The sequence below is a fragment of the Acetivibrio cellulolyticus CD2 genome (assembly GCF_000179595.2).
Lineage (GTDB): Bacteria > Bacillota > Clostridia > Acetivibrionales > Acetivibrionaceae > Acetivibrio > Acetivibrio cellulolyticus.
In genome coordinates this window covers 475,521-501,095 of the sequence record NZ_JH556659.1, presented here as the reverse complement: position 1 = coordinate 501,095, position 25,575 = coordinate 475,521, and the positions used below count along the sequence as shown (strand labels likewise).

Below are 25,575 nucleotides of genomic sequence, written 5' to 3'. Positions count from 1 at the left end.
TTTAAATTAGCCAAATTTCCTACATATTTTTATACAAATAAGATCAAACTCAACGCCATTACAATCATACCACCTATCACTCCATACATGGATAAGTGATGTTCTCCATATTCCCTTGCTGTAGGCAGCAGCTCATCCAACGATATAAAAACCATAATCCCTGCAATAGCTGCAAACAATATTCCAAACACAAGATCATTCAAAATAGGCATCAATATGAGAAATCCAATTAATGCTCCCAACGGTTCGGAAAAACCCGACAACAAAGACAAACCGAATGCACGTTTTCTGCTCCCTGTTGCACAATAAATAGGTATAGACACCGCAATACCTTCAGGGACATTATGTATTGCAACAGCAATTGCAATAGCTATTCCAAGCTTTGGTTCCGTTACAGCCGAAGTAAAAGTAGCAAGGCCTTCAGGAAAGTTATGTATTGTTATGGCTAGAGCAGTTAACAACCCTGTTCTCAATAGTTTCACGCTTTTGTTGTCTACACTGCAGACATCCATTTCCTCTAGCTTATGGGACTCATGAGGGTTTTCATAGGAAGGAATCAGTTTATCAATAATTGCAATTAAAAACATACCCCCAAAGAATCCTGCAACGGTTATCCATATTCCCAGCCTGTCTCCCATAGTAGAAGTCAGATAATGTTTAGCTTGATCCAAAATCTCAACAAAGGATACGTAAATCATTACACCCGCTGAAAAGCCAAGAACCACGGATAAAAGTTTTGTATTTGTTCTCCTGTATATAAAAGCAACCAGTCCTCCAATTCCTGTTGAAAGACCTGCAAACAGAGTAAGTCCAAAAGCCAGTAAAACATTTTCAATCAACACTATATTTTATTCTCCTCCCAGTTGTTATTGAGTATATTATGAACTATTTACCTTCATTTATCAATAAGTTACTTGTGCCTTGTAACAGAATAATTTTTGAAAAATAAAAAGCCCAAAGCCTGTTTTTTCAACAGATTAAGGGCATTTTCATGTCATTTTGCTGTAAACATCAGTATGATATTATAAATAAATTTCCACTCATCAAGAGCCATACTTAGGATTTTACCAAATATTCATACTCATTGTTTACTTCACTACAATGTTGATAATCTTATTAGGAACATAAATTTCTTTCACAATACTCTTACCTTCAATGAAAGGTACAATATCAGGAACTTTCTTGGCATTTGTCAACGCTTCATCCTGTGAGCAATCCAATGGAAGTGTAACAGTTCCGCGAAGTTTACCGTTTACCTGAACTGCAATTTCTAAAGTTGCATCTACAGTCTTTGCTTCATCATATTCCGGCCAGGATGCCAAGGCCAGGAAGCCTTTTCCTCCAATTTTCTCCCAAATTTCCTCACATATATGCGGTGCAACCGGGCAAAGCAATTTAATAAAAATGATAAGCTCGTCCTTTGTGAGAGAACCATGATCAAAAATCTCATTAATCAACCCCATCAAAGCTGCAATTGCTGTGTTGAACTTCATTTCTTCAATGTCATTTGAAACCTTCTTGATAGTCTTGTTGAAAATTGTTTCCAATTCCGGTGTAAATCCTTCTCCATTAGCAATATCATATAAATTTGCTACACGTTCAAGGAACCGTTTACAACCTCTCACGGAACTATCACTCCATGGTGCAGCAGAAGCATAATCACCCATAAAAAGGACATACGTACGCAACACATCAGCACCGAACACATCAACTACGTCTAACGGATCGACGACGTTACCCTTGGATTTACTCATTTTCTCACCGTCAGGTCCTAGTATCAGACCTTGCGCAGTACGTTTAGCATATGGTTCAGGAGTATTAACCACACCTATATCATACAAAAAGTGATGCCAAAAACGAGAGTATATCATATGGCGGGTAACATGTTCCATACCGCCATTGTACCAATCAACAGGCATCCAATATTTTAATTTTTCCTCATTTATCAAAGCATCTTCATTATGCGGATCTATGTACCGCAGGAAATACCATGAAGAACCTGCCCACTGGGGCATTGTATCCGTTTCACGTTTTGCAGCTCCATGGCACTTTGGACAAGTGCAGTTTACAAAAGAATCTATCTTGGCAAGAGGTGATTCACCTTCCAAACCAGGTTCGAAATTTTCCACATTCGGTAAACGCAAAGGCAATTCTTCATATGGAACAGGAACTACACCACACTGCGGACAATGAATGATAGGAATAGGTTCACCCCAATATCTCTGACGATTAAACGCCCAGTCCTTCATCTTATACTGCACTCCAGCTTCACCAATACCGAGCTTCTTAATTTCTTCAATTACTCTGTCTATGGACTCTTTTTTATTTGTATATCCATTTAAGAATTCGGAGTTAATCATCTCACCATCACTGGTATATGCAGCCTTAGAGATATCTCCGCCTTTTATAACTTCAATGATATCTATTCCAAACTTTTTTGCGAACTCATAGTCACGTTCATCATGTGCAGGAACAGCCATGATTGCGCCAGTACCGTAACCCATCATTACATAGTCAGCTATGTAAATTGGAATGCACTTTCCAGTCAGTGGGTTCACTGCGCTTATACCTTTAAGACATACACCGGTCTTTTCCTTTACCAGTTGTGTACGCTCAAATTCAGTCTTTTTAGCACATACATTGCGGTATTCTTCAACTTCTTTCATATTGGTAATTTCACCGGCATATTTATCAATAAGCGGATTCTCAGGTGCCATTACCATGAATGTCACACCAAACAAAGTATCAGGGCGAGTGGTATAAACACGAAGCTTATCCTCTTTACCGTCTATTAAAAAATTAACAAAAGCACCTGTAGATTTACCGATCCAATTCATTTGCTGCTGCTTGATATTTGGCAGATAGTCAACCTCTTCAAGACCTTGCAGAAGCTTTTCCGAATACTCAGTAATACGCAGATACCAAACATCTTTAGATTTCTGTACAACATCACTGTGGCAGATATCGCACTTGCCACCCTGGCTGTCTTCGTTAGATAAAACAACCTTACATGATGGACAATAATTTACTAGTGCTGTATTGCGGAAGACAAGACCCTTTTCAAACATCTTAAGGAAAATCCACTGTGTCCATTTATAATAATCTTCATCAGTGGTATCTATCACACGTGACCAATCAAATGAAAATCCTACGCGCTTAAGCTGTTCAGTAAACTTTACAATATTCTTATCCGTAATTACCCTTGGATGCATTCCTGTCTTTATAGCATAATTTTCAGTTGGTAATCCAAAAGCATCAAACCCGATTGGGAAAAGGACGTTGTATCCCTCCATCCTACGCTTCCTGGAAACAACCTCCAGACCAGAATATGCCTTAATATGTCCTACATGCATACCAGCTCCACTAGGATACGGAAACTCTACCAATGCGTAAAACTTAGTTTTTTCACTATTATCTACTGCCTGAAAAACATTCGCTTCTTCCCATTTCTTTTGCCATTTAGCTTCTATGTCTTTAAACTCATGTTTCATCTATTATACCTCCATGCGTAACACTATAAATCTCTGCATTTATGTGTACAAATATGTATATAACTTCTTTATTAAAATGGAATTGTCCTAAACCATTCATAGAATCCTATAAAAATGCTCCATATCATTCCGTAAAAGAACCATCAAACTTGGCTTTCCTAATGTAAATAAGTAAGCTTCTCCTGCTCCTACATTGTGCATTTCAAATTGAGCCTACATTTCATTTTTGACAATTCTCACCTATTATCACAATTCAGAAATTATAACGCATTTAAGCAACTTTGTCAATCATTTGCCAATACAATAAATGTCATTACGCAACAGTGAAACATAGAGTACAAACAAAGAAAGGAGCCCCTAACTCAGCGCAACCAAAAACTTGTCTTGCTAATTTGGGGTATTGTCATTTATACATATTTCTATAGAATAGCATTAATTATTTCGAATTTTGCTTAACTCATATTTTAGTTTAGGTAGAATCTTTTTTATAGGGTTAACTTTTGTATACTTTTTCAACAACTTTGCAATTTCAACTTTGTTTTCATAATCCTTGAAGAAAGCTTCTCTGTTTTTGTTTACCATACTTGGACTTGTAATATTGGGATTACCCTTTATTGCATGTTCCAGTGTCGTTTCAACAAATTCCATTTTATCATTTATTAACTCAAACAGTTCTTTACCTTTTGTTGTCTTGATAATCGCTAGTGAAACCCCTTCTGTTTTTTCCTGATAATTTTCGAATCGCTCTGATGCGCCCCAATAATCAGCCAAAGATATATCACTGCAGCTTCTGAAATTATTATGCTTGCAATTATAACAAGAAGGCCTTAGCATGACATTATTTGAAAATGCTTTATAATAGTAATCTTCGGTTGCATTTTTTAGATAGACTTTTCCGTTTATAAAGTTAATTTTCAACGCTTTTATTGATAATTCTTTCGCACAAAAATTTATACTTTTTATTTTACTGCCATAATTCTTCGACAGGTATTCAAGATACTTTTCGAAAATTTGAGGAGATGGTACCCCATGACATATAACATCTATTAAGTATAGGTTTTCATTTTTTCCCTTGATATAATTTTTTAACCCTGCAATTTGGCAGGGTGTTCCTGAAAAAAGTACTTTTCTTCCCAACGCTAAAACTTCCTTTACTTCTTTATAAGTATTTCCTATATCACTCTGAACATATTTCGACCGTCTTAAACGATCTAAGTCATGGATTGCATCAATTCCTAAATGCTCAACTCGAAATTTCGAATCAAAAGCAGCTCCAAATACAACTCCTTCATTATCAAGGATATACCTTGAAATTATAGAAAACATACCTCCCGATGAACTATTGAGCTTTTCATCCACATCTTTATTTTTACATCCATAAACTTCAATATTTATTTCAGACTCATCTGAATTTTGCATTGGGCATACTTTTCTACACAATCCACAATTACTGCATAATTCTTGATTAATCTCAGGATACATAAAACCTTCATCATCTAATGACATTTTAATTGCATTAGTTGGACATATATTTTTGCACGCTGAACAACCACAACATTCTACTTTATTATCGAAAACACTGATCACCGTCTCACCATCCTTATAACTCTAGTTACCATGTCTTGCATAGTACTCTTTTCAAAAATCAGATTTGTTAAAATAACCACACCTACTGCATATATAGAAATAATTGTTGCAAAGAGTATCCATAAAAAATAACCAGCCGTACTAAACTCAATGAATAAAAACGGAAGATAAATTATTACAATTGCAATCAGCATACGTAAAATTCTATAGAAAGTGCTTTTTGGAGATAATTTTGTAAGATGTCTGGAAATAAAAAAAATCAAATCTATATCCCTGTACAGGTTTGATAATATTGATGCGACTAGCACACCAACAATCCCCAAAAACGGAGTCAGTATAATTCCCAATAATACAGCAATACCACCTTGTATCGTTGTTTGAAGTTTTGTTTCCTTAAATAATCCAGCGGATATTACTAACATACCCTGAGGTGTTTTTATATTATATAGTACCCCATTTAGTACAAATAAAAAGCCTATTAACGGCTCATTATAATTAATATCAGTAATTCCCTTTGTATAAATACCAATAAACGGCATAAGAGTAATAAGCGTAATTGAATACGCAATAGTTATCAAACCATAGTAAGCAAACTCAAACTCACTGAAAGCCTTCCGAAGGACATTTGTCTCATTTTTTACAATCACTTCACCGAATGAAGCAGAAAGGCCACTAACAAAAATCCCCAATATTCCATTAATAGCACCGATAATCATATTAAATATAGTATACACACTGACTAACTTCAGGTTTTGGGTTAACAGTGTCAATATCACTACCGGAGCCCCAGTATGAACAGCTCCAAGTATTTGAAGATATAAAGCATCCCACCTTTTATTCAAGGCATTGTAATTAGGTTCTTCTTTATAATCTAAGAATCGGTATTTCTTCCTGGTATATATCAACAATATAAATGATCTTGTAAAAATGGACAATAACGCTATAGCTCTCAATATTACTATATTTACCTGCATTGAACCAAAAATAACAACAATAATTGTATTGATCACTATATGAATTAATGAAGCCAAAGAAATTACATAGGATCTCTGATCAGCTGCTAAAAGCACTCTATACTTAGCAAGCGTAAAAAATTCCAACGCTCCATTAACCCCTAAAATCAATACTAGTAGACCCATATTAACAGGAGTTAATAACTCTGTCTTTAGATATAATGGATAAAATATAGCTAGACCTAATGTTAATGAAACAAATATATATCCTGCTTGTGTATAAAATTTCTTTGCTGCCGATACAATTGCATTTACTGCTTCATACCTTTTTTCTCCCAAAGGCTTATACAAAGCATAGGTTGCTGCCCCAGACAACCCAGCTTCAACTAAATTGAAATATATAATAAATTGATTGACCGAAGATACAATGCCATTAATTTCAGACCCATAGTACTTCAATATAATGCGGGGTGTAATGAATCCCGCTAACATTAACACTATTTGATAAAAGGCTGTTGAAATTGAATTATAAAAAAAACGTCTAGTTCTGCTCATAATTATCCCCAATAATTGACCTTAAGAAATTAAAGGATTTATCTCTTTCAGCCAATAAAATACTATTAACCGGCTCATAATCAATTTCCTTGAAGTCACGTGGTTTACTCTTTTTACTAATTTTACGATCTTCTAAACCGAATAGTTGAAGAACATGTTCCAATCTTGAGTTCACTTTAGATGGCTCTGGCAAAAAGCCCATAAAAAAGTTTTTATTAAAATTAATTGAAAATGACACACCATGAAAAGAATTTGTAACCACATAAGCAGCATTCATGAATAACTCTATCCAATTAACAGGAGACACCTCTCTCATATACTCTGCATTCATGGTACGTTTTATCTTGCTCGTAATATATCTGATCTTGTAACCTGTCATTTCTGAAAGTTCTTTTGTAAATCTGATGATATTCTCTTCCGGTACCATTAAATATAGTAGAATATACTTTTCGGTAGACTTAGCAGTTATATTTAACAACACTTTCCACTCAGTCTGATTTAATAACAAAGTTGGATCTAAAACTACGGGTACATCTATTCCAATCAATTCCTTAATAAGCTTTTCTCCGCTCTTTTCCCTTACAGAAATTTTGTTGAAGGATTTTAGCATATTTTCATACTCTTTTGCAAGTTCGTTTGGTATGTCTGAAAATCCGAAACTAGCTGCATACGCATTTTTCTTTTTTCCATCATTTAAGAAGTTTAAGAAATATTTTTTATCAAAATCAGAAAGCAAATAATTCCATACCTGATCACTTCCTACAATAAATGCATCATATTCATATTCAATCTCATTGTCTATTTTACCAACCGGACATAAAAATTCTTTGTTGAACTCTCTAAATTTCATCAGCTTTATTCTCTTTGATTTATAAGAAAAAAGTCCATTTAAAAATTCCTTTAAACTGCAAAAGTTAAGAAGCCTAACTTTGTTAATTTTCTCTATATGCTCGTTTTTATAATCAATAATATTACTCTCGCAATTAAATTTCTCTAAAACTTTTTTTAATGCATAAGCTTGTAGCACACCACCATAATTTATTGTTCTATGGAAAGTTAAAATAGCAATTTTTATTTTGTTTGCCATGGTGTCTTCCTTTTCATACAACTTTTTTGATTGAATTACTTCATCATATAAAGCTAAATACTCTTTATATTTCTTATTCATATCATATTGTTTGGCCCGGTTTATACAATCAGAGCTTTTAAACTCAATAGTATTATTGATAATTGCTTTTAAGTATTCTATTGCATTATCTTTCTTAACAATAATGCCACTTTTAGAATCTATTACTTCTGGAACAGCTGTGAAATTTGATACTATTGCTGGAGTTCCACAAGCTAATGCTTCAATTGTTACCAAACCCATAGACTCTTCTCTACTTGGATTAATAAAATAATCTGCCATAGTATATATTTCAGCTAATTCATTTTGACTCTGTGTTCTGGATATGCCAATAATATTACTAGGCAGTTTGTCTAATTGTTCTTTTGTCAGTCCCACCAATAAAACTTGATATGTATCATCCAGCATTTCAGCAAGTTCCATAAAAATATCTATTCCTTTTCTCTTTCCCCACGAGTGTGCAACACCTAATAAAACAACTTTATTTCTTAAATTGTAATGTTCCCGTAAATTATTTTGTGTCGGCTTAAAAATGTTTAAATCTATACCGTTATTGATTACACTAATCCGGTATCCATTCATGAACGAATCCGCAACTCTTTCTGCTAGCCAATTTGATGGCGTTACAAGCTTCATGTCATTTATGCCGTTAAACCATTTCTTCTTCATAGAATACATGACCTTTGTCTTGTCAACATAACTTGCCGGGTATACCTTATACTGTGGGCAATCATAGCATCCTGTCTTCCATTTATAACATTTAACCATTGAAAAATGGGGACACTGGCCTGTAAAAGCCCAACAATCATGTAATGTCCACACAACTGAGATATTTGACTTTTTAATATAATTAAAAAGCATTGGTATATTTATAAAACAATTATGCAAATTGTGGAAATGTATAATATCAGGTTTAATAATATCTATTTTTTTAAAAAAAACCCTAGTTCCTATTTGAGAAAATAAACCATTCATTCCAGTTATATAAGCCAACTTCAAATGTAGATTTCTTTCTATAATTGTGCCAATTTTTATACTATTAGAGATACTTTTCTTATTATTTGTTCTAGAGTTTGCATAAGCTACATAACTTACGTCTCCGCGAATATCTAATGCTTTTGATATATCCAACATTATATTCCCAGTACTCCCGTAATTACCCTCATTTATTTGGAGCACCTTAATTTTCTTTTCCACATTAACCACCCCAAAACTATATTATGAATGTAGCTTAATAATTTCATCTTATCCCGTTTAATTAGTATATAAGACATTTTTATAGAATCCTTCTATTCATGCTTTTTGCTCTGACAATCTTTTGCTCGTCATTACAATTTACCAGCGGGAACAATAGAAAACTAATGACTGATATATTCCATAGATAATTTTCAGTTGAAATACTAAGAAAAATCGATAAAAATATTAAAAAGAATAAACCTACTCGAGTAGTCATTGATCTTGCAAACGTAAGTAATGTGTAAGTAAAAATACTGCCAAAGATCAACCCGTATGAAGCAAACCAATTTACAGGGGTGTTAGTTGTCATATTGTGTCCAGCAATTAGTACTGAGTTTTTAAGTCCAGAATATCCCACACCAACTAAAGGTGACTCAAAAAAAGCCCTAATCGGATAGATAATTGAATCAACTCTTACAGCTGCAGATGTATTAACGACGTGTTCATCATTAAGATACAACGTGATCTTTCTCCAGACAGCATATTGCAAATGAGTCGGAAGAACTAAATAAATATTATAGACAATTATTGCTATAATAACCAAACTTACAATTATCTTAATGGCTCTATATTTAGAATCCTTATTAGATTCAATTATATAAATCAAAAACAGCAATGCAGCGTTAATCAACCCCGTAGTAGACCATGTAGTTATTAATGCTGTAAATAAAATAATTAATGACAAGCGACTCTTGCTTCTAACATAAAACACCTCTAAAATTATGGCTAATACCAAGTATGTTTGATATGCTCCCGGCTCCCAAAAAATCCCCATATTTCTTATTTGATATGTTGCCAAATTTACATAAGACAAACCCAAATTGTACACCTCAAAATGGGGTCGGAAATAGGTGTTTGGGAATAGTCTGATTATAGACGGCGAAATTATGCTAATTGCATATGCAAATAATGAAAATACAGCAATTACTAACATTACTTTCACAAAAATATTGCTGAATTTACTAAAATTAATACTTGAAACTACAATCATCGATATAAATACTGCTGATATCATAATGAAAGCATCTTTCAATGCATCACCTACAATAAGTGTTGTTATTAAAATGCAAATTATTAGAGTCAAGCCACTAAATATTAGTCCTTTACTAACTCTCACGTTATTCTCTAATATTAACAAAAAAATTGAACTTATTAACAAAATACCGACTTTCATCGTTCCATTCATTACAACTGCATTATAACTACTACTAAAATAAATGATTATAAAAATAGTAATCGCTACTAGCTTATTACATTCTATTCTATTAATGTTTTCTATTTTGTTCTCCATATTGATTAACTCCTAAGGAAAGGTTTAAATACTCTTCTATTATATCAACTGTATATCCTGGAGTATTTTCAATATATCTCTCCCTTATTTTATCAGCATCATAATTAATCCCTTTGTAGTCTTTAATAAACATACTTAATGCCATAGTCTTAATGTTCAAATCTTCCCATGAATAAATGTTCATCACACAGGGATATTTTCCAAAATACTGTGTAGTAATATCATTAGAATCAAAAACATAATTAATTATCGGTTTACCCATCGAAAATAATTCAAAAATCTTACTTGGTACGGCATCCTGTATTTTATTTGATACATTAACCAGGAAATCTGATTCAAGCATCGCATTAATAACAATATCATGAGTAGCAAATCCAAAGTTGTTAATTTGAAACAAAGGATTAGAATTATATTTAGCAAATATTTCATTACAATCATTTATGCCATAAATATTTAAATCTATTCTCCCGGTCTCCTTGCTAACATCGTTTAAGGTATTTAACAACATATCCGGATTACGATATATAGTGTCAAGTGTTCCTGCATATGTGATTACAGTTCTTGATTCTTTTGACCTTTTATCGCTGGTTCCAAGCTCTTTTCCAGCTGATATAAAGGTAGGAAAATCAACAAAACGAATCTTGCTTAAAATACTTTTATACTCTGTTGCAGAGAATAATTTCTTTCCACCAATAGGGATTAAGCTCATATCAAACAAACTACCTGCAGAAAGATTTTCTCTCATCAATAACCAGTCATATAATCTTTCCGGCATAAATCTAGGCCTTTGCATACTATTAATTAGATCTAAATAATATCCAATACATATTACATTTGGGTACTTTTTTTTAAATCTTTTAAGTGCCTCTATATTCGAATAGGGTTTAAACACCCCGATTATTGCATCATATTGTTCTTGCTTGTATAACTTGTTAAGTTTTCTATATACTCTACTTGCGTGTATCGGATCAAAATTCGGGAATATCGGTAAAAGCATTATTAGTTTTAACTTTCTCAAGAAATTTCGTATTTTTGAATAGTACTTAATAATATTTTTATTTCTTTTTGTTGATTTATTAAGTAAAAACTTTGTGTAAGAAGAAGGCTCAAGTCTATAGATTTTTGTATCTTCAAGAATCTCAAAACCAACTTCATTTTCTCCTTTAGTACTAATACATGAAACTAAATAATTCCGGTTTTTCAGTTCATCCACTATATATTTCGTATTAATTCCGTTTGCAGTTGGATTCGGTAAATATTTGCTTGTCAGTATTAATATTTTGTTCAAAATATCACTCCATAGTTTATTTTTTATATCCATCTCATAAGATAAATGCTACTTTTTTAATCTCTACCAAATAAATCTCTTGTATAGACTTTATCTACTACATCTTTAATCTCGTCAGATAGCCTATTCGCTACAATAACATCAGAAATTTTCTGGAATTCAAGAAAATCTTTGATGACTCTCGAATGGTAGAACTCATCTTCCTTGAGTGTTGGTTCATATATTACAACTTCAATGCCTTTAGATTTGATACGCTTTATAACCCCATGTATTGCTGAGTGACGGAAGTTGTCAGAATCCTTCTTCATGGTAAGTCTGTAAATACCAACTATCTTCGGATTCCTCTTCAAAATCATATTCGCAATATGATCTTTACGAGTTCGGTTGGCATCCACGATTGCAGACATAATGTTTTGTGGTACGTCTGCATAATTTGCAAGAAGCTGCTTAGTATCTTTTGGCAAACAGTAACCACCATAACCAAAAGACGGGTTATTATAATGCGTCCCTATACGTGGATCTAAGCCCACGCCATCTATAATCTGTTTGGTATCGATCTCCCTAATTTCTGCATAAGAATCCAGTTCATTAAAGTACGCCACTCTCATTGCGAGATACGTATTGGCAAAAAGTTTGATAGCTTCTGCTTCTGTTGGGTTAGTATAAAGAATGGTAATATCTTTCTTAATAGCACCTTGTGCTAGAAGCTCTGCAAATACCTTTGCTCTCTCCGAACGTTCCCCAACTATGATTCTTGACGGATACAGGTTATCATAAAGCGCCTTACCTTCTCTTAAAAACTCAGGTGAAAAAATAATATTTTCTGTGTCGAACATCTTTTTCACTTTTTCCGTATATCCTACAGGTACCGTGGATTTAATGACCATAATAGCATCTGGATTTATTGAAAGTACGTTTGCTATTACTGCTTCAACACTTCTAGTATTAAAATAGTTCTTCTCCGGATCATAGTTTGTAGGTGTCGATATAATGACGTATTCCGCATCTTTATATGCTTTAAAACTGTCAGTTGTTGCATTTAGATTTAAATCTTTAAGTTCTAAATACTTTTCAACTTCCAAATCAGTAATTGGTGACTTTTTATTGTTGATCATATTCACCTTTTCTTGACTTATATCGAGTGCTATGACTTCGTTGTGTTGTGCTAATAAAACACCGATAGATAAACCAACATAACCAGTCCCAGCCACAGTTATTTTCATTTATTTCACCTCATCTATAAATACTGCATGTAATCAATGCTTTTTAAAGATATTTTTGAATATAAAAACTCATTCTTCGCTCTATTTTGAGCAACATCTATCATATGCTTAAATTTTTCAGGGTTTTCTAATATATCCAAAAGTCCACTTCTTATTTCATCTATACTATCTTTGTATAAAAACCTGCAATTTCCATCAATATTTACATGTGTAGTACCTTCCCAATACTTTACTATCATCGGGATTCCGATTCCAGCAGCTTGCTCCCAGTAAACGGAATGCCTCCCCGGAAATAATGCCAAATCTGCAGCGGACAAATATTCATAGCTTTCTTCTACATTTACCCAACCAACGAATTGAATAATACCTCCATCAACCAGTTCACTAACTTTATCTTTTAACTCGTCTATAACAGACCCGAAAACAATTAACTTTACATTTTTATCTTCAAGACCTTTAACAGCCTCCATAAGATTAATTATTTGTAATTTGGCTTTGTCAATCTTGCCACCAGTAACAACCAAGAAATCATTATCCTTTATATCATGCTTAACTCGAATTTTTTGTTTGGAGTCAGATTTATTCAATCTATCAATGATTTCATCATCTGCTCCCATAACAAGTAATTCAACTTTATCTTCAGAAACTTTGTATATATTCTTAAGAAAATCAACCCTGGCAGGTAACACCCCAAAAAACTTTTCAGTAAACGGTTCGATCAATTTAGCGCAATGTTTCCAGATTACTTTATGCAATATATTTTTCGAAAAAAAACTTTTAGCGCTGTTGGAGAAATCTGCATGATTATCAACATAAATTTTTACATTAGGGTTTTTTCTGCAATATTTTTTTATATATTTTATATCCATAAATTGACACCCATGGATAAATATAATGTCCGGATTTGACTTTTTTATAGCATCATATGTACCGTTATATCTTCTGAGGATTCTATTAATAACAGTTTTCTTATACCCTAACCTTGTGACAGGTATTCCATACTCATTTATATACTTCCCCTCTTTGTCAAGCACACTTGGTTTACCACTTGAATCAAACGATACTAAAGATGCAATTATCTCCACGTCCAGGCCTAACTTTTTGTGAAATTTGGGAAGCATATTCTCTTGATACGAATAGTTATCTATATAAAAACTTGCCAAACATAAATGTAAAACCTTTTTGATTTTGCTATCTTTCTTATAATTAGATAAAAACATTTGGACATCATTGAACTTAGCAGCATATTCAGCCAATTTTAAATCATCTGTTTTCCACCACTCTGTTTCAGAAAGTTCGCTTATTATATCATCAGAAAATCTCTTTTTAATTAATTTAGCGGGATTTCCTGCCCATATTTCATACTTGCCAATATTTTTTGTAACAACAGAACCCATTCCTATAACGGCACCATCTTCAATAGTAACACCACTCTTGATGACAACATTACTACCAATCCACACATCATTTCCAATTACTGTGATGCTGTCATTCGGTGAAAAAGAATGGGTAGAAAAATGCTTTTTTAAAAAATTCTTCCCCTCATGAAATACAGGCGAAGTAGATACCCACCCTGTTGTATGATTGGCGCAACCAATACTGCAATTATTTGCAATTGAACAGAAGCAACCAATTTTCGTACCAACCACTGTGCAGTAACTCCCAATATATGAGTATTTCTCCATATTTACATTTAATAAATTTGTCGCAGATCCGACTTTAGAAGTCCTATGAATCTTTGAGTCCTTGATTGCAGGAATTTGAATTTTCTTTATCATCTTTGCTAAATAATACAAAAGACCCATTTTCTAATGCCCCCATTTTTTCCAAACAACTCTATTTACGTAATCTGTATAAGATAATATAATTCTCAGAATCTTATCAGAAACATTTGGCATACTATAATCTGCTACCAATCTCAATGTGTCTTTGCTTTGTGTCTCCAAAACTTCTAATCCCTGAAGGATTCTTTCATTCTTTAAACCAACCATTATAACTGAAGCTTCTTCCATAGCCTCTGGTCTTTCGTGCGCCTGCCGAAGATTGAGTGCCTTAAATCCAAGGATTGATGACTCCTCATTGATCGTTCCACTATCACTAAGAACCGCTTTTGAATCTTTCTGCAGTTTTACATAATCAATAAATCCAAGTGGATTCATCGTTTTCACCAATTCATTAAATTGAATTTTCTTTACCGCAATCATCTTTCTTGTTCTTGGATGCGTACTAACGATTATTGGTAACTCATACTTCTCCGCAATAGAATTAAGGCTATATACTAAATCCTTAAAATTATCTTCTGAGCAAATATTTTCTTCTCTATGTGCAGATACAACAAAGTACTTTCCTGTATTAAGACTTAGTCTTTCAAGTACGTCAGATTTATTAATTTCATCTTTTCGGGAATTAAGTACTTCGAACATAGGACTGCCAGTCTTAATTACCTGCTCCGCTGGTAAGCCTTCTCGTAGGAGATACTCTCTAGCAATATCGCTATACGTTAAATTGATATCTGCAATATGGTCTACAATTTTCCTGTTTGTTTCTTCAGGAACTCTCTGGTCAAAACATCTATTTCCAGCTTCCATATGAAATACCGGGATATGTCTCCTTTTTGCAGCGATGGCACATAGACAACTATTGGTATCACCTAATACCAGAAACGCTTCCGGTTTTACTTTTTCAAGAATCGGATCAATCCTGATAAGAATATTTCCTATCGTTTCAATTGCATTACCAGTTGCAGCATCTAAAAAATAGTCAGGTTCTTTGAGATTAAGATCTTTGAAAAACACTTCGTTTAGTTCATAGTCATAGTTCTGTCCAGTATGAACCAACACATGATCTATTGCTTCTGAGGCCTCTAATTTATTAATAACAGCTGACAGTCTGATTATCTCTGGTCTTGTTCCTACAACTGTCATAACCTTTAATTTTTTCATTAATTAAACCTCCAAAAAATAAGTATCAGGATTTTCAGGATTAAACAACTCATTCACCCACATAATGGTTACCATATCTGTATCTCCAAGATTTTCGATATTATGGGTATAGCCAGTTGGTATGTCCACAACTTCCATCTTGTCTCCGCTTACAAAATACTCCAGAACTTCGTCTGAACCTATTTTCCTAAGGCGAATAACACCTTTGCCACTTACTACAAGAAATTTTTCGTGCTTTGTGTTATGCCAATGGTTTCCTTTTGTAATTCCAGTTTTAGAAATATTAACAGAAACCTGCCCCCTATCTGGTGTTTTAATAAACTCAGTAAAAGATCCCCTTTGGTCGACATTCATTTTAAGATCATAACTAAACTTATTTTCCGGTAAATAGCTTAGGTATGTACTGTAAAGCTTCTTTGTAAAAGCATCAGATAAATCGGGAATTGATCTCTCTTCCCTACTCTTTTTGAAAGAATGAATCAAATCAACTATCTTACCTAGTGTGATGGTATATATTAAAGGTACTTCACAAAATTTACCTGCAACATTTTCTTTTCCTTCAATAGCATTAATAAGTTCAATTACAACATCATCTATATATACTAGATTCATAACAACACTTGGATCGTTCACTTTAACAGGTAAATCACGAGCTATATTGTGGCAAAAAGTCGCAACTACACTGTTATAGTTTGGATTACACCACTTGCCAAATACATTTGGGAATCTATAAACAAGAACTTTAGCACCAGTTTCTTTACGGTATTCAAACAGAAGGTCTTCCCCTGCTTTTTTACTTTCACCATAAGGATTATTAAGCATAGCTTGGATAGAAGACGAAATCATTACAGGGCAAGTGTTTTTGTTTTTTTTAAGTGTATCCAACAATGTAGAAGTAAAGCCAAAGTTACCCTTCATAAACTCATCCTCACTCTTTGGACGGTTTATACCTGCTAAATGGAATACAAACTCCGCTTCTTTACAATACTCTCTAAGGAGTTCAGTATTTGTATCCGTGTCATACTCAAAAATATAATTGTATCCTCTATTCTTTAGCTCTGCTATTAAGTTTTTTCCTATAAAGCCTTTTGCCCCAGTAACTAATATCTTCATTGATTATTCCAACCTTCCAATTGTTCTCTTACATAATCAAGCTGTAATAAATTCTCCTTAATTTCCTTAACATTAAGCCTACCTGTGTTATGAGAATTATACTCATTTTCAAAAGCTAGCTTCTGATTACCCTCAACAAAATACTTATCATAGTTAAGGTCTCTCTTGTCAGCTGGCACACGATAAAATCCACCCATATCCACTGCAACAGCATGCTCTTCTTTAGTTAACAGTGTTTCGAATAGCTTCTCTGCATGGCGTGTTCCAATAATTTTAATTTCATTATCAGCGTTGAACATTTCTTTCAACGCTTGAGCCAAATCACCTATGGTTGAAGCCGGTGATTTCTGAACCATAATGTCTCCTGCTTCAGCATTTTTGAATGCAAATAAAACAAGTTCTACAGCCTCTTCAAGATTCATCAAGAATCTTGTCATATTAGGATCTGTGACAGTTAACGGCCGCCCATTCTTTATCTGCTCAATAAATAGAGGAATAACAGATCCTCTTGAAGCCATTACATTACCATACCTGGTACCACAGATAAGCGTTTTACACGGATCCACAGTCTTTGCTTTTGCTATAAACACTTTTTCCATCATTGCTTTGGAAATTCCCATCGCATTAATGGGATAAGCAGCTTTATCCGTTGAAAGGCAAATGACTTTCTTCACCCCCATCTCGATTGCACTTGACAGTACATTGTCTGTTCCCAGTACATTTGTCTTTACAGCCTCAAGTGGAAAGAATTCGCAGGAAGGAACCTGTTTTAGTGCTGCAGCATGAAAAATGTAATCAACTTCATGCATAGCGTTCATAACACTTGCTATGTCTCGAACATCACCTATATAAAACTTGAGTTTATCATTTTTGTAAGCTCTTCTCATATCATCTTGCTTTTTTTCGTCACGTGAAAAGATTCGAATTTCTTTAATTTCCGTATTTAAGAATCTCTTCATTACTGCATTCCCAAAGGATCCTGTACCACCTGTAATTAATAAAGTCTTTTCTTTAAACATATAATTTTTCTCCTACTACTCACATAACATTAAAATATTTATCCATATTTTCCAGGAGCATTTTTTTATTAAAATGAACATCATAATATTTACGAGCATTGCTTCCAAGTTGCCTTAATTCTTCCTCAGTCTTATTAGATAGCTTAATGATATTTTCAACTAACCCTTCTACATCTCCCGGCAAACTACAAACACCAGAATTCGACTCGTTAATAATGTCATCAGTTTCACCAGCTGCTGAAGCAATTGTTGGTATACCACATGCCATATATGATTGAAGTTTTGCTGGAATAGTCATTGCAAACAACGCATTATCACTCAAGCTAAGGAAGGCAGCATCGCTTGCCGCTATAAACTCTGGTATTTTTTCGGCTGGTTGTTTAGGAATAAATTTGAACACTTCCGTTAATCCACTTGATTCAACTATATTTATCAATTCATTCTTGTATCTCCCATCTCCAACAATAATGAACCTAATCTTCTTGCAGATCTTTTCTTTTAATAGAGCCGCTGCTTTGGGTAGTATGTCTAAGCCTTGTGCTATTCCAATATTTCCAGCAAAAATTATATTAAAGGCATTATCCGGTATTTCAGGTATGCTTGTTTTTTCGAGTGGTATATAAAAATCTTCTGCATATTGTGGCCAATACTCAATCTTATCAATTGGCACACCTCTATCATGAATTGATTTTATGAATCTATTTGATGTGGTAAAAATTCGAGTACACCTTGCATATATATAGTTCACCATTTTACCAATTGATCCAATTATATATTTGTTCTTGATTCCAGTAATAATTTCAACATTTTCAGGCCATAAGTCTTGCACATATAAATAGCATGGAACCTTTCTACTCTTTGCAAACCAAACACCAGGAAGAGCCTGTGTCATTGGTGAAACTTCAAAAATAAAGACATAATCAGCTTTTATATTAGTGAAAGACTTCCATAGAAAACCAGCTACAACAAATGACAGATAATTCAGTACCAGCATAATTGCATTATCCCCTCTTGGTATAAGTGGGATTCTAAGTATTTCAATACCATTAAAGGTTTCTTTCCTTTTCTTTACAAGTCCATAACCATCATAATATTTACCTTGCGGGTAGTTAGGAATGCCTGTAATAACAGTTACTTTATATCCTCTCTTTACCCACTCAGTACATATATCATTAATTCGAAAATGCTCAGGGTAGAAATATTGTGATATTACCAAAATATGTTTTCCCAACCTATTATCCACCCTTCTATATCATTTCTCGGTTAACTCAATCGACTCTCTAAGATCTCTAACTCGGTAATCCTCCTTATCATAGCTACTCATCGACTGCTCATAAACTAAATTACCAAATACCTTATTAATCAATTTAACTTTCAAGCCAACTATTCTAATCAGACCATTAAAAATCCTAGTCATCCATATCTTTTTTCCCTGCACTTCAGCAATCAATCTGACCATTTCTCCTGTCTTCACATATTCCTTGTTTTGTGGGAAGAACAGTCCAGACTCTTCATAATCAATCATGACCTTTACAAACTGACATAAATTATCAATATGGAGCATACTTCTCCTATTATCGATGTTAGGAAATACAGGTACCTTTTTTGCAATATTTGCAAGCTTAGGATAATTCCCCTTTGAACCTTTGCCATAAATCATAGGCGACCTTATTAAAACTATCTTAAAGTCATCCGACTCTAGAGCTTTTATTCCTTCCTCTGCCTGGAGTTTGCTATTTCCATAAAAGTTGCTCGGTGTTGGTATCGTATTCCTATCAATTACTCCCCCATTGCTGCTACTACCGTAAACAATAATGCTGCTCATAAAAATGAACTGCTTCACACCTTCTTTTTTGCACTTTTCTGCTGTATCAATAGCCAGGTCACGATTCACTCTATAATATAGAGCTTCCAGATTAGGATCCGCTGACACATGAGCTATACCAGCCACATGAAACACAACATCATACTCAGAGAAATCCTTCTTCTTCCACGAGCCATCTTTCATATCAACTGTATCTACTTTATAATTATCAGGATACTTCTCTAACCACTTTTCAAGTGAATTACCAATGTAACTGTCTTTTCCTGTTATTAATACTCTTTTCATTTTTATAGTGTCTCCTTGTTCTCTATACTTGAAGTATGAGAAGCACTTACGGCCATTGAAGTTGACTTAGATGCACTCCCTGCAGTGCCCTCAACTACCCCATCAGATCTAAGTACTGCCATAATTGTTCTATAAAAACACCGAACATCAATCATAAAGCCAATTTTCTTGACATACTCCCCATCCAACTTTGCTTTCACTTCAATTGGAAGCTCATCTCTACCATTTACCTGCGCCCAGCCGGTTAATCCAGGTCTTATATCATTTGCACCATATTTATCCCGTTCTGCAACCAAATCAAACTGATTCCAAAGAGCCGGGCGGGGTCCTATGATTGCCATGGTTCCAGCTACTATATTAAAAATTTGAGGAAGCTCATCAAGACTTGTTCTTCTTAGGAATTTTCCTACTCTTGTAATCCACTGTTCCGGATTTTCAAGCAGGTGCGTAGGCGTATCTTGAGGTGTATCTATTCGCATTGTCCTAAACTTTAGAATATTAAAATGAGTCTTATGAATTCCAACTCTCTTCTGTTTGAAAAATACCGGTCCAGATGAATCTATCTTGATTGCGATTGCAAGAATCAACAAAAGCGGTGATAGAACAATGATTCCTATTGATGCGATTATTACATCCGTTATTCTCTTAATAACAAAATACATATAAACTACATCCCCCCATTCACCATTAAGCGACTCTAGTGTTTGCAAAATAAAACAGCTATTTTTCTTATACTCCAACCTCAAACGAATACCCAAGTCGTTCTAAATGTGAAGTTTTTCTTAATTCTCCTAACGGTATAGAAATATTTATCTCCGGTACAATTTCAGTGGCAACCTCATTTATAAAAACGTTCTGATCAGATCTGCTATTGTCGAAATCTTCCATAACATTTCTCCTCTCTTAGCCGCATGGTTAGGTTATCTGTTTTATGAAATTTGTTTTCTCATACAGATTATTTCTTGCTAGATTTTTGCTTTTTATAAATATTAGATCATCTTGTGAGTTGATTTACTTTTATAATATGATATGCAAGTGTTTGGTTATTGGTTACAATTGCTGTAATAATTTGGAATTAACCTCTTAATAAAATCAGTTATTTTTTCCTTACTATCAATTTCATCAAAATTGAACGTTTTTATTTGTTGTAAATAATGGTCAAAATCAATATCCTTAGTTTTTTCAATATAAATCTTGTCGTTTTTAGTTATATTTACTCCAGCTTCAGATATAAGTAGTTCTTCATAAAGTTTTTCACCAGGTCTTAAGCCAACATATTCAATCTCTACATCAATTTCTGGTTCTAGTCCTGATAATGCAATTAACGATTTTGCAAGATCTAATATTTTAACCGGTTTACCCATATCAAGTACAAATATTTCTCCCCCATCCATCATTGCCCCCGATTGTACAACAAGGCTTGCAGCCTCAGGTATAGTCATAAAATACCTGGTAACCTCGGGGTGAGTTATTGTTATGGGGCCTCCATACTCAATCTGTTTCTTGAATAGAGGTATAACACTGCCATTACTTCCTAGAACATTACCAAACCTTACAGCACAAAATTGGGTTTGGCTGTTTGCATTCATATACTGTATTATCAATTCTGCCGCTCTTTTAGTTGCTCCCATAATGCTAGTTGGATTAACCGCTTTATCAGTAGATATCAATACAAACTTTTTCGTGTTGTATTGATGAGCACATTCAGCAAGATTGAGTGTCCCAAATATATTATTCTTAACAGCCTCTTGAGGATTGTATTCCATAAGAGGCACGTGTTTATGTGCAGCTGCATGAAACACTATTCCCGGTTTATATTTTGAAAACACATAATCTAATCTGTTTCTATCTCTTATTGAGCCAATTATTACTTTGATATCTAACCTGTCTTTATATTTTTGAAGCAGTTCATTTTGAAGATCATAGGCATTATTTTCATATATATCAAAAATGATGAGGTTTTTAGGGCCATAGGATGCTATTTGTCTACATAGTTCCGAACCAATAGACCCTCCCCCTCCAGTAACCAGAATTGTTTCACCTTTAAGATAATCGGATATCTCTTCTATTGACAATGAAATTTCATCTCTTTGCAGAAGGTCTTCAACTGTAACATCTCTTATTTCCTTAATACTCACTTCTCCATTTACCAAACTATATACACTTGGAAGTACCTTTAATTTGCATGAAGTTTTTTTACATATATTTATAATATCTACAGTTTCTTTCCTTGAAATGGAGGGTATAGCAATAACTATTTCATCAATATCCATTTCCATTGCAGCTCTTACAATTTTTTCTCTCCCACCAATCACAGGGACCCCATTTATCTGTGTTTTATATTTTTCAGGATTATCATCCACAGCAACTACAGGTTCAAATGTGCTGCGTTGATTATTCTTCATTTCCTTAATTAAAATAGAAGCAGCTTCACCCGCACCTGCTATCATTATTCTTTTCTTATGAGAATTTCTTTTTTTCACTATTTTTATATTCTTTATCACGCGGCTTATAATTCTAATACCTTCTACTAAAAAAAATGTAATCATCCAATTGAGAATATACAACATAACCGGGAACATCATCCCGCAGCAAGCAGCAAAAAAACATTGCACTATTGATGCCGTTACAGTGGCAAAAAAAATCATTATATGCTCATTTACACTTGCATAAGTCCATAGCGTCGAATAAAGGCCAAACAAAAAATAAACTGCAATACTTATTATTGTTGTAAAAACAAAAGTAATAGGAAGTACTCCCAAAAACGATGCTGGAATACTTGCATCAAATTTTATCATCAGTCCAATACATAATGCTATGTTTACAAGAAAACAATCCAGTACTAAGAAAATCCTATTGTTAGCATTTCTCAAATCAATTACCTCCCGTTTCAAAAATCTGCTCAAAACAGCACTAAACAAAGCAGATCTCAACACCGCTACATGTGTATGTTATATTTGTCATATTTTGAATCATAATACCATTCATATTATGTAATACTCCAGATAAATGTTAATTAAAAATTAAAAATTTAAAATGTAATATTTATTTTTCTGTAAATACATGGAACTCACCCCCCCCCTCTAGAATATTATAATAATGAAATAATTTTCGATTTGTATTGAAAGGAGAATGAAATATGTTAAAGGTGTTAGGTGCTATTATTTTATTCCTGTTACTCATAGTTCCAGGATTTATTTCCGAAAGGTTGTTTTATTTAATATCCCGGTGCAAAGAAAAAAGTTTTGTAATTGTGGGACTGATATTTGATTTATTCATTTTTATAATAAACATTACAGGTCTATTTTGTTTTAAGGGCATTAAAACTGTAGACGATCTTGCAGAGCATTTTTACTGGGTACATTTTGATAAGCTATATGGGCTTCTTAGCATTCTTGCAGCAATAATATTAGGTGTTATATTAGGTATAATCGGTAGATTTGTTTGCAAAAAATGCCATAGAATTGAGATTTGAGATTTTTAAAAAGGAGATTTAAATGGAACTCGTACATTTTTTTATAATGATAAAGAAAAAGTTAATATTTATTATTTTAATTCCTATCTTCATGTCAACTATTGCCTCTTTTGCAAGTGCATTTTTAATTACACCTTCATATATAGCTTCTTCAACTCTCTATATTATTAATCAAAATGTTTTAGGAAGCGAGGTAACTTATGAAGAAATGCTGACAAATCAGCAATTGGTTAATGACTATAGGGAACTTATAAAAAGCAAACTTATTATAAAAACAGTTCTAGAAGAATTAAATATACGTGATATTACTCCTGCTGCATTATCAAGAAAAATTACTGTAAGCTCAAAAAATGACACCAGAGTATTGGAAATAAAGGTAGAAGATATATATCCAACCAGGTGTATGGAAATTTCAAACAAAATATGCGAGATTTTTATAAAAAAATCTTCAGACCTTACTAAAACCTATAATGTAAGTATTGTAGACCCTGCTGAAATACCAACCAGTCCTGTAAAACCAAAACCCCTGGTTTATACAGTATTAACTTTTTTAATAAGCATTTTAATAACTCTAGTCATATTCTATATATTAGAAATAATAAATGAAACTATAAAAACATCAGAAGATATAGAAACATACTTGGGACTAAATGTTCTTGGGACTATACCTTCGTTTAACATCAAATAGGAGGTGCTATAAGTGGCAGAAATTTGCTACGCAGTTAAATATAACTTAACCAAGACAGCAGAGGAATCCTACAAAGTTTTAAGAGCAAATATCCAGTTCTGCGGGTTAAATAAAAAAATCAAAACAATAGCTATTACAAGTTATAGCCCTGGAGAAGGAAAATCAACAACTTCAATAAATCTTGGGATATCTATGGCGAATGCTGGAATGAAGGTTTTGTACGTAGATGCAGATATACGTAAACCAATGCCTTTCAAATATTTTACAAGCAGCAACTTGAAAGGCCTCACCAATTATATACTGGGACAGGTCAAACTTGAAGAAATAGTTAACAAATCTGATATTGATGGATTCAGCTTTATTACCTGCGGTGTAAAAACAAATAATCCAGGCGAACTTATATCTTCTGACCAGTTCACCAATTTCCTTCACGAAGTTGAGAAATTATTCGATCTGGTTATTATAGACACACCACCACTTGGCAGTGTTATCGATGCCGCTGTTATTGCTGCACAAGTGGATGGAACAATTATTGTTATTGAATCAAATGCTATAAAGCGCATAAATATGTTAAGAATGAAGGAACAGCTTCAAAAAGCAAACGCCAATATACTTGGGGCCGTTCTCAATAAGATAAGTAAATCGGATTATAAAAGCTACTATGGAAGTTACGATTATTATAACTCCCAAAAAAAGTATTTAAAAAAATGGTCCGATTTACTTAAGGACCAAAAGAGGAAAAAACATGATTGATATGCATTGTCATATTATTTTTGGCGTCGATGATGGTCCTGCAACAATTCAAGATTCTATCAGAATGGTACTGGAGGCCGAAAAACTTGGAGTAAAAGCATTAATTGCTACCCCTCATTTTCATAATGGCTTTTTTCACTCTGATAGGGTACTTGATAATTTTTATGACCTTAAGTCAAGAGTAAAGGGCTTTGGAATAGAATTATTTCTAGGACATGAAGTCTTTTTATGTTCGTCACTTACTGATGTTATCTCCAAAAAAGAAAAGTATACCCTTAACAGATCCAAGTACCTATTATTTGAGCTTCCCTTTGATATTATGCCGATCAATCTAAATGAAGTCTTGTTGAAACTTCACTCAGAAGGAATAGTTCCTGTTATAGCACATCCTGAGAGAAACAACTATTTCGTAAAATCCATGAGCAAATTCATTGATTTTATTGAAACAGGCTGTTTCGTACAGCTGGATGCAGCTAGCATAGTTGGAGTTTATGGTATAAAGGTCAAAAAATTTGCCAAAAAGCTTATTGAGTTAAATTTAGTAAACTTTGTAGCTTCTGATGCTCATAAGCTTGAGGATTATGACATATATCTGAAGGCATATAATACAGTAAAAAATTGGGCTGGAAAAGAGTACAGTGATAAAGTATTTGTTAATAATCAAAAGATTATTATAGCACCTCAAATCACACTGGAAGAAGAATTCATATAATAAACAACTGAAA

The 25,575-nt window shown here is 33.6% G+C and carries 21 protein-coding genes; 4 read left to right on the top strand and 17 right to left on the bottom strand.

Annotated features, from left to right (window positions below; all coding sequences use genetic code 11):
• Positions 1-29: 29 nt before the first annotated feature.
• The 17 genes from zupT to ACECE_RS0222180 all read right to left on the bottom strand — a co-directional run bounded on the left by zupT (position 30) and on the right by ACECE_RS0222180 (position 22,807).
• On the bottom strand, positions 30-836 hold the full coding sequence (gene zupT / locus ACECE_RS0222265) for a zinc transporter ZupT (RefSeq protein WP_026073963.1): 807 nt from the start codon (positions 834-836) through the stop codon (positions 30-32).
• A 252-nt stretch (positions 837-1,088) separates the two neighbouring features.
• Positions 1,089-3,491, bottom strand: coding sequence for a leucine--tRNA ligase (gene leuS / locus ACECE_RS0222260; protein WP_010251233.1), 2,403 nt, complete (start codon positions 3,489-3,491; stop codon positions 1,089-1,091).
• A gap of 432 nt (positions 3,492-3,923) precedes the next feature.
• Positions 3,924-5,078: a Coenzyme F420 hydrogenase/dehydrogenase, beta subunit C-terminal domain gene (locus tag ACECE_RS0222255; RefSeq protein ID WP_010251231.1), complete on the bottom strand. Its 1,155-nt coding sequence runs from the start codon at positions 5,076-5,078 to the stop codon at positions 3,924-3,926.
• Positions 5,075-6,586, bottom strand: coding sequence for a polysaccharide biosynthesis protein (locus ACECE_RS0222250; protein ID WP_010251229.1), 1,512 nt, complete (start codon positions 6,584-6,586; stop codon positions 5,075-5,077). Before ACECE_RS0222250 ends, ACECE_RS0222255 begins: the two co-directional genes overlap by 4 nt.
• Positions 6,573-8,909, bottom strand: a complete 2,337-nt coding sequence (locus ACECE_RS31355) for a polysaccharide pyruvyl transferase family protein (protein WP_010251227.1) — start codon at positions 8,907-8,909, stop codon at positions 6,573-6,575. Before ACECE_RS31355 ends, ACECE_RS0222250 begins: the two co-directional genes overlap by 14 nt.
• Positions 8,910-8,988: 79 nt before the next feature.
• Entirely contained in the window at positions 8,989-10,239 is a 1,251-nt protein-coding gene (locus ACECE_RS0222240) for a hypothetical protein (protein WP_010251225.1), read from the bottom strand.
• Entirely contained in the window at positions 10,214-11,560 is a 1,347-nt protein-coding gene (locus ACECE_RS0222235; RefSeq protein ID WP_162862622.1) for a glycosyltransferase, read from the bottom strand. The genes ACECE_RS0222240 and ACECE_RS0222235 overlap by 26 nt, the downstream gene beginning before the upstream one ends.
• Positions 11,561-11,583: 23 nt before the next feature.
• Positions 11,584-12,750, bottom strand: coding sequence for a nucleotide sugar dehydrogenase (locus ACECE_RS0222230; RefSeq protein ID WP_010251221.1), 1,167 nt, complete (start codon positions 12,748-12,750; stop codon positions 11,584-11,586).
• A gap of 14 nt (positions 12,751-12,764) precedes the next feature.
• Entirely contained in the window at positions 12,765-14,555 is a 1,791-nt protein-coding gene (locus ACECE_RS0222225) for a glycosyltransferase (RefSeq protein ID WP_010251220.1), read from the bottom strand.
• Between the two features lie 3 nt (positions 14,556-14,558).
• Positions 14,559-15,692 (bottom strand): non-hydrolyzing UDP-N-acetylglucosamine 2-epimerase, encoded by a 1,134-nt coding sequence (wecB, locus tag ACECE_RS0222215; protein ID WP_010251219.1) that lies wholly within the window; start codon positions 15,690-15,692, stop codon positions 14,559-14,561.
• A gap of 3 nt (positions 15,693-15,695) precedes the next feature.
• Positions 15,696-16,805 (bottom strand): capsular polysaccharide biosynthesis protein CapF, encoded by a 1,110-nt coding sequence (locus ACECE_RS0222210; RefSeq protein WP_010251218.1) that lies wholly within the window; start codon positions 16,803-16,805, stop codon positions 15,696-15,698.
• Positions 16,802-17,824 (bottom strand): polysaccharide biosynthesis protein, encoded by a 1,023-nt coding sequence (locus tag ACECE_RS0222205; RefSeq protein ID WP_010251217.1) that lies wholly within the window; start codon positions 17,822-17,824, stop codon positions 16,802-16,804. Before ACECE_RS0222205 ends, ACECE_RS0222210 begins: the two co-directional genes overlap by 4 nt.
• A gap of 19 nt (positions 17,825-17,843) precedes the next feature.
• Positions 17,844-19,055, bottom strand: a complete 1,212-nt coding sequence (locus ACECE_RS0222200) for a glycosyltransferase family 4 protein (RefSeq protein WP_010251216.1) — start codon at positions 19,053-19,055, stop codon at positions 17,844-17,846.
• Between the two features lie 21 nt (positions 19,056-19,076).
• Positions 19,077-19,934 (bottom strand): NAD-dependent epimerase/dehydratase family protein, encoded by an 858-nt coding sequence (locus ACECE_RS0222195; RefSeq protein ID WP_010251215.1) that lies wholly within the window; start codon positions 19,932-19,934, stop codon positions 19,077-19,079.
• A 2-nt stretch (positions 19,935-19,936) separates the two neighbouring features.
• Positions 19,937-20,596 (bottom strand): sugar transferase, encoded by a 660-nt coding sequence (locus ACECE_RS0222190; protein WP_010251214.1) that lies wholly within the window; start codon positions 20,594-20,596, stop codon positions 19,937-19,939.
• Between the two features lie 67 nt (positions 20,597-20,663).
• Complete coding sequence (locus ACECE_RS31350; RefSeq protein WP_162862621.1) at positions 20,664-20,822, bottom strand: hypothetical protein; 159 nt, start codon at positions 20,820-20,822, stop codon at positions 20,664-20,666.
• Positions 20,823-20,977: 155 nt separating this feature from the next.
• On the bottom strand, positions 20,978-22,807 hold the full coding sequence (locus ACECE_RS0222180; protein WP_010251212.1) for a polysaccharide biosynthesis protein: 1,830 nt from the start codon (positions 22,805-22,807) through the stop codon (positions 20,978-20,980).
• A gap of 266 nt (positions 22,808-23,073) precedes the next feature.
• Between ACECE_RS0222180 and ACECE_RS28590 the strand changes: the two genes are divergently transcribed.
• The 4 genes from ACECE_RS28590 to ACECE_RS0222160 are packed head-to-tail and all read left to right on the top strand — an operon-like array spanning position 23,074 to position 25,562.
• Positions 23,074-23,409, top strand: coding sequence for a hypothetical protein (locus ACECE_RS28590; protein WP_010251210.1), 336 nt, complete (start codon positions 23,074-23,076; stop codon positions 23,407-23,409).
• A 22-nt stretch (positions 23,410-23,431) separates the two neighbouring features.
• A complete protein-coding gene (locus ACECE_RS0222170) occupies positions 23,432-24,097 on the top strand; it encodes a YveK family protein (RefSeq protein WP_010251208.1) in 666 nt (221 codons plus the stop codon).
• A gap of 12 nt (positions 24,098-24,109) precedes the next feature.
• Positions 24,110-24,850, top strand: coding sequence for a CpsD/CapB family tyrosine-protein kinase (locus ACECE_RS0222165; protein ID WP_010251206.1), 741 nt, complete (start codon positions 24,110-24,112; stop codon positions 24,848-24,850).
• On the top strand, positions 24,843-25,562 hold the full coding sequence (locus ACECE_RS0222160) for a tyrosine-protein phosphatase (RefSeq protein ID WP_010251204.1): 720 nt from the start codon (positions 24,843-24,845) through the stop codon (positions 25,560-25,562). The genes ACECE_RS0222165 and ACECE_RS0222160 overlap by 8 nt, the downstream gene beginning before the upstream one ends.
• The last annotated feature ends 13 nt before the right edge of the window (positions 25,563-25,575 follow it).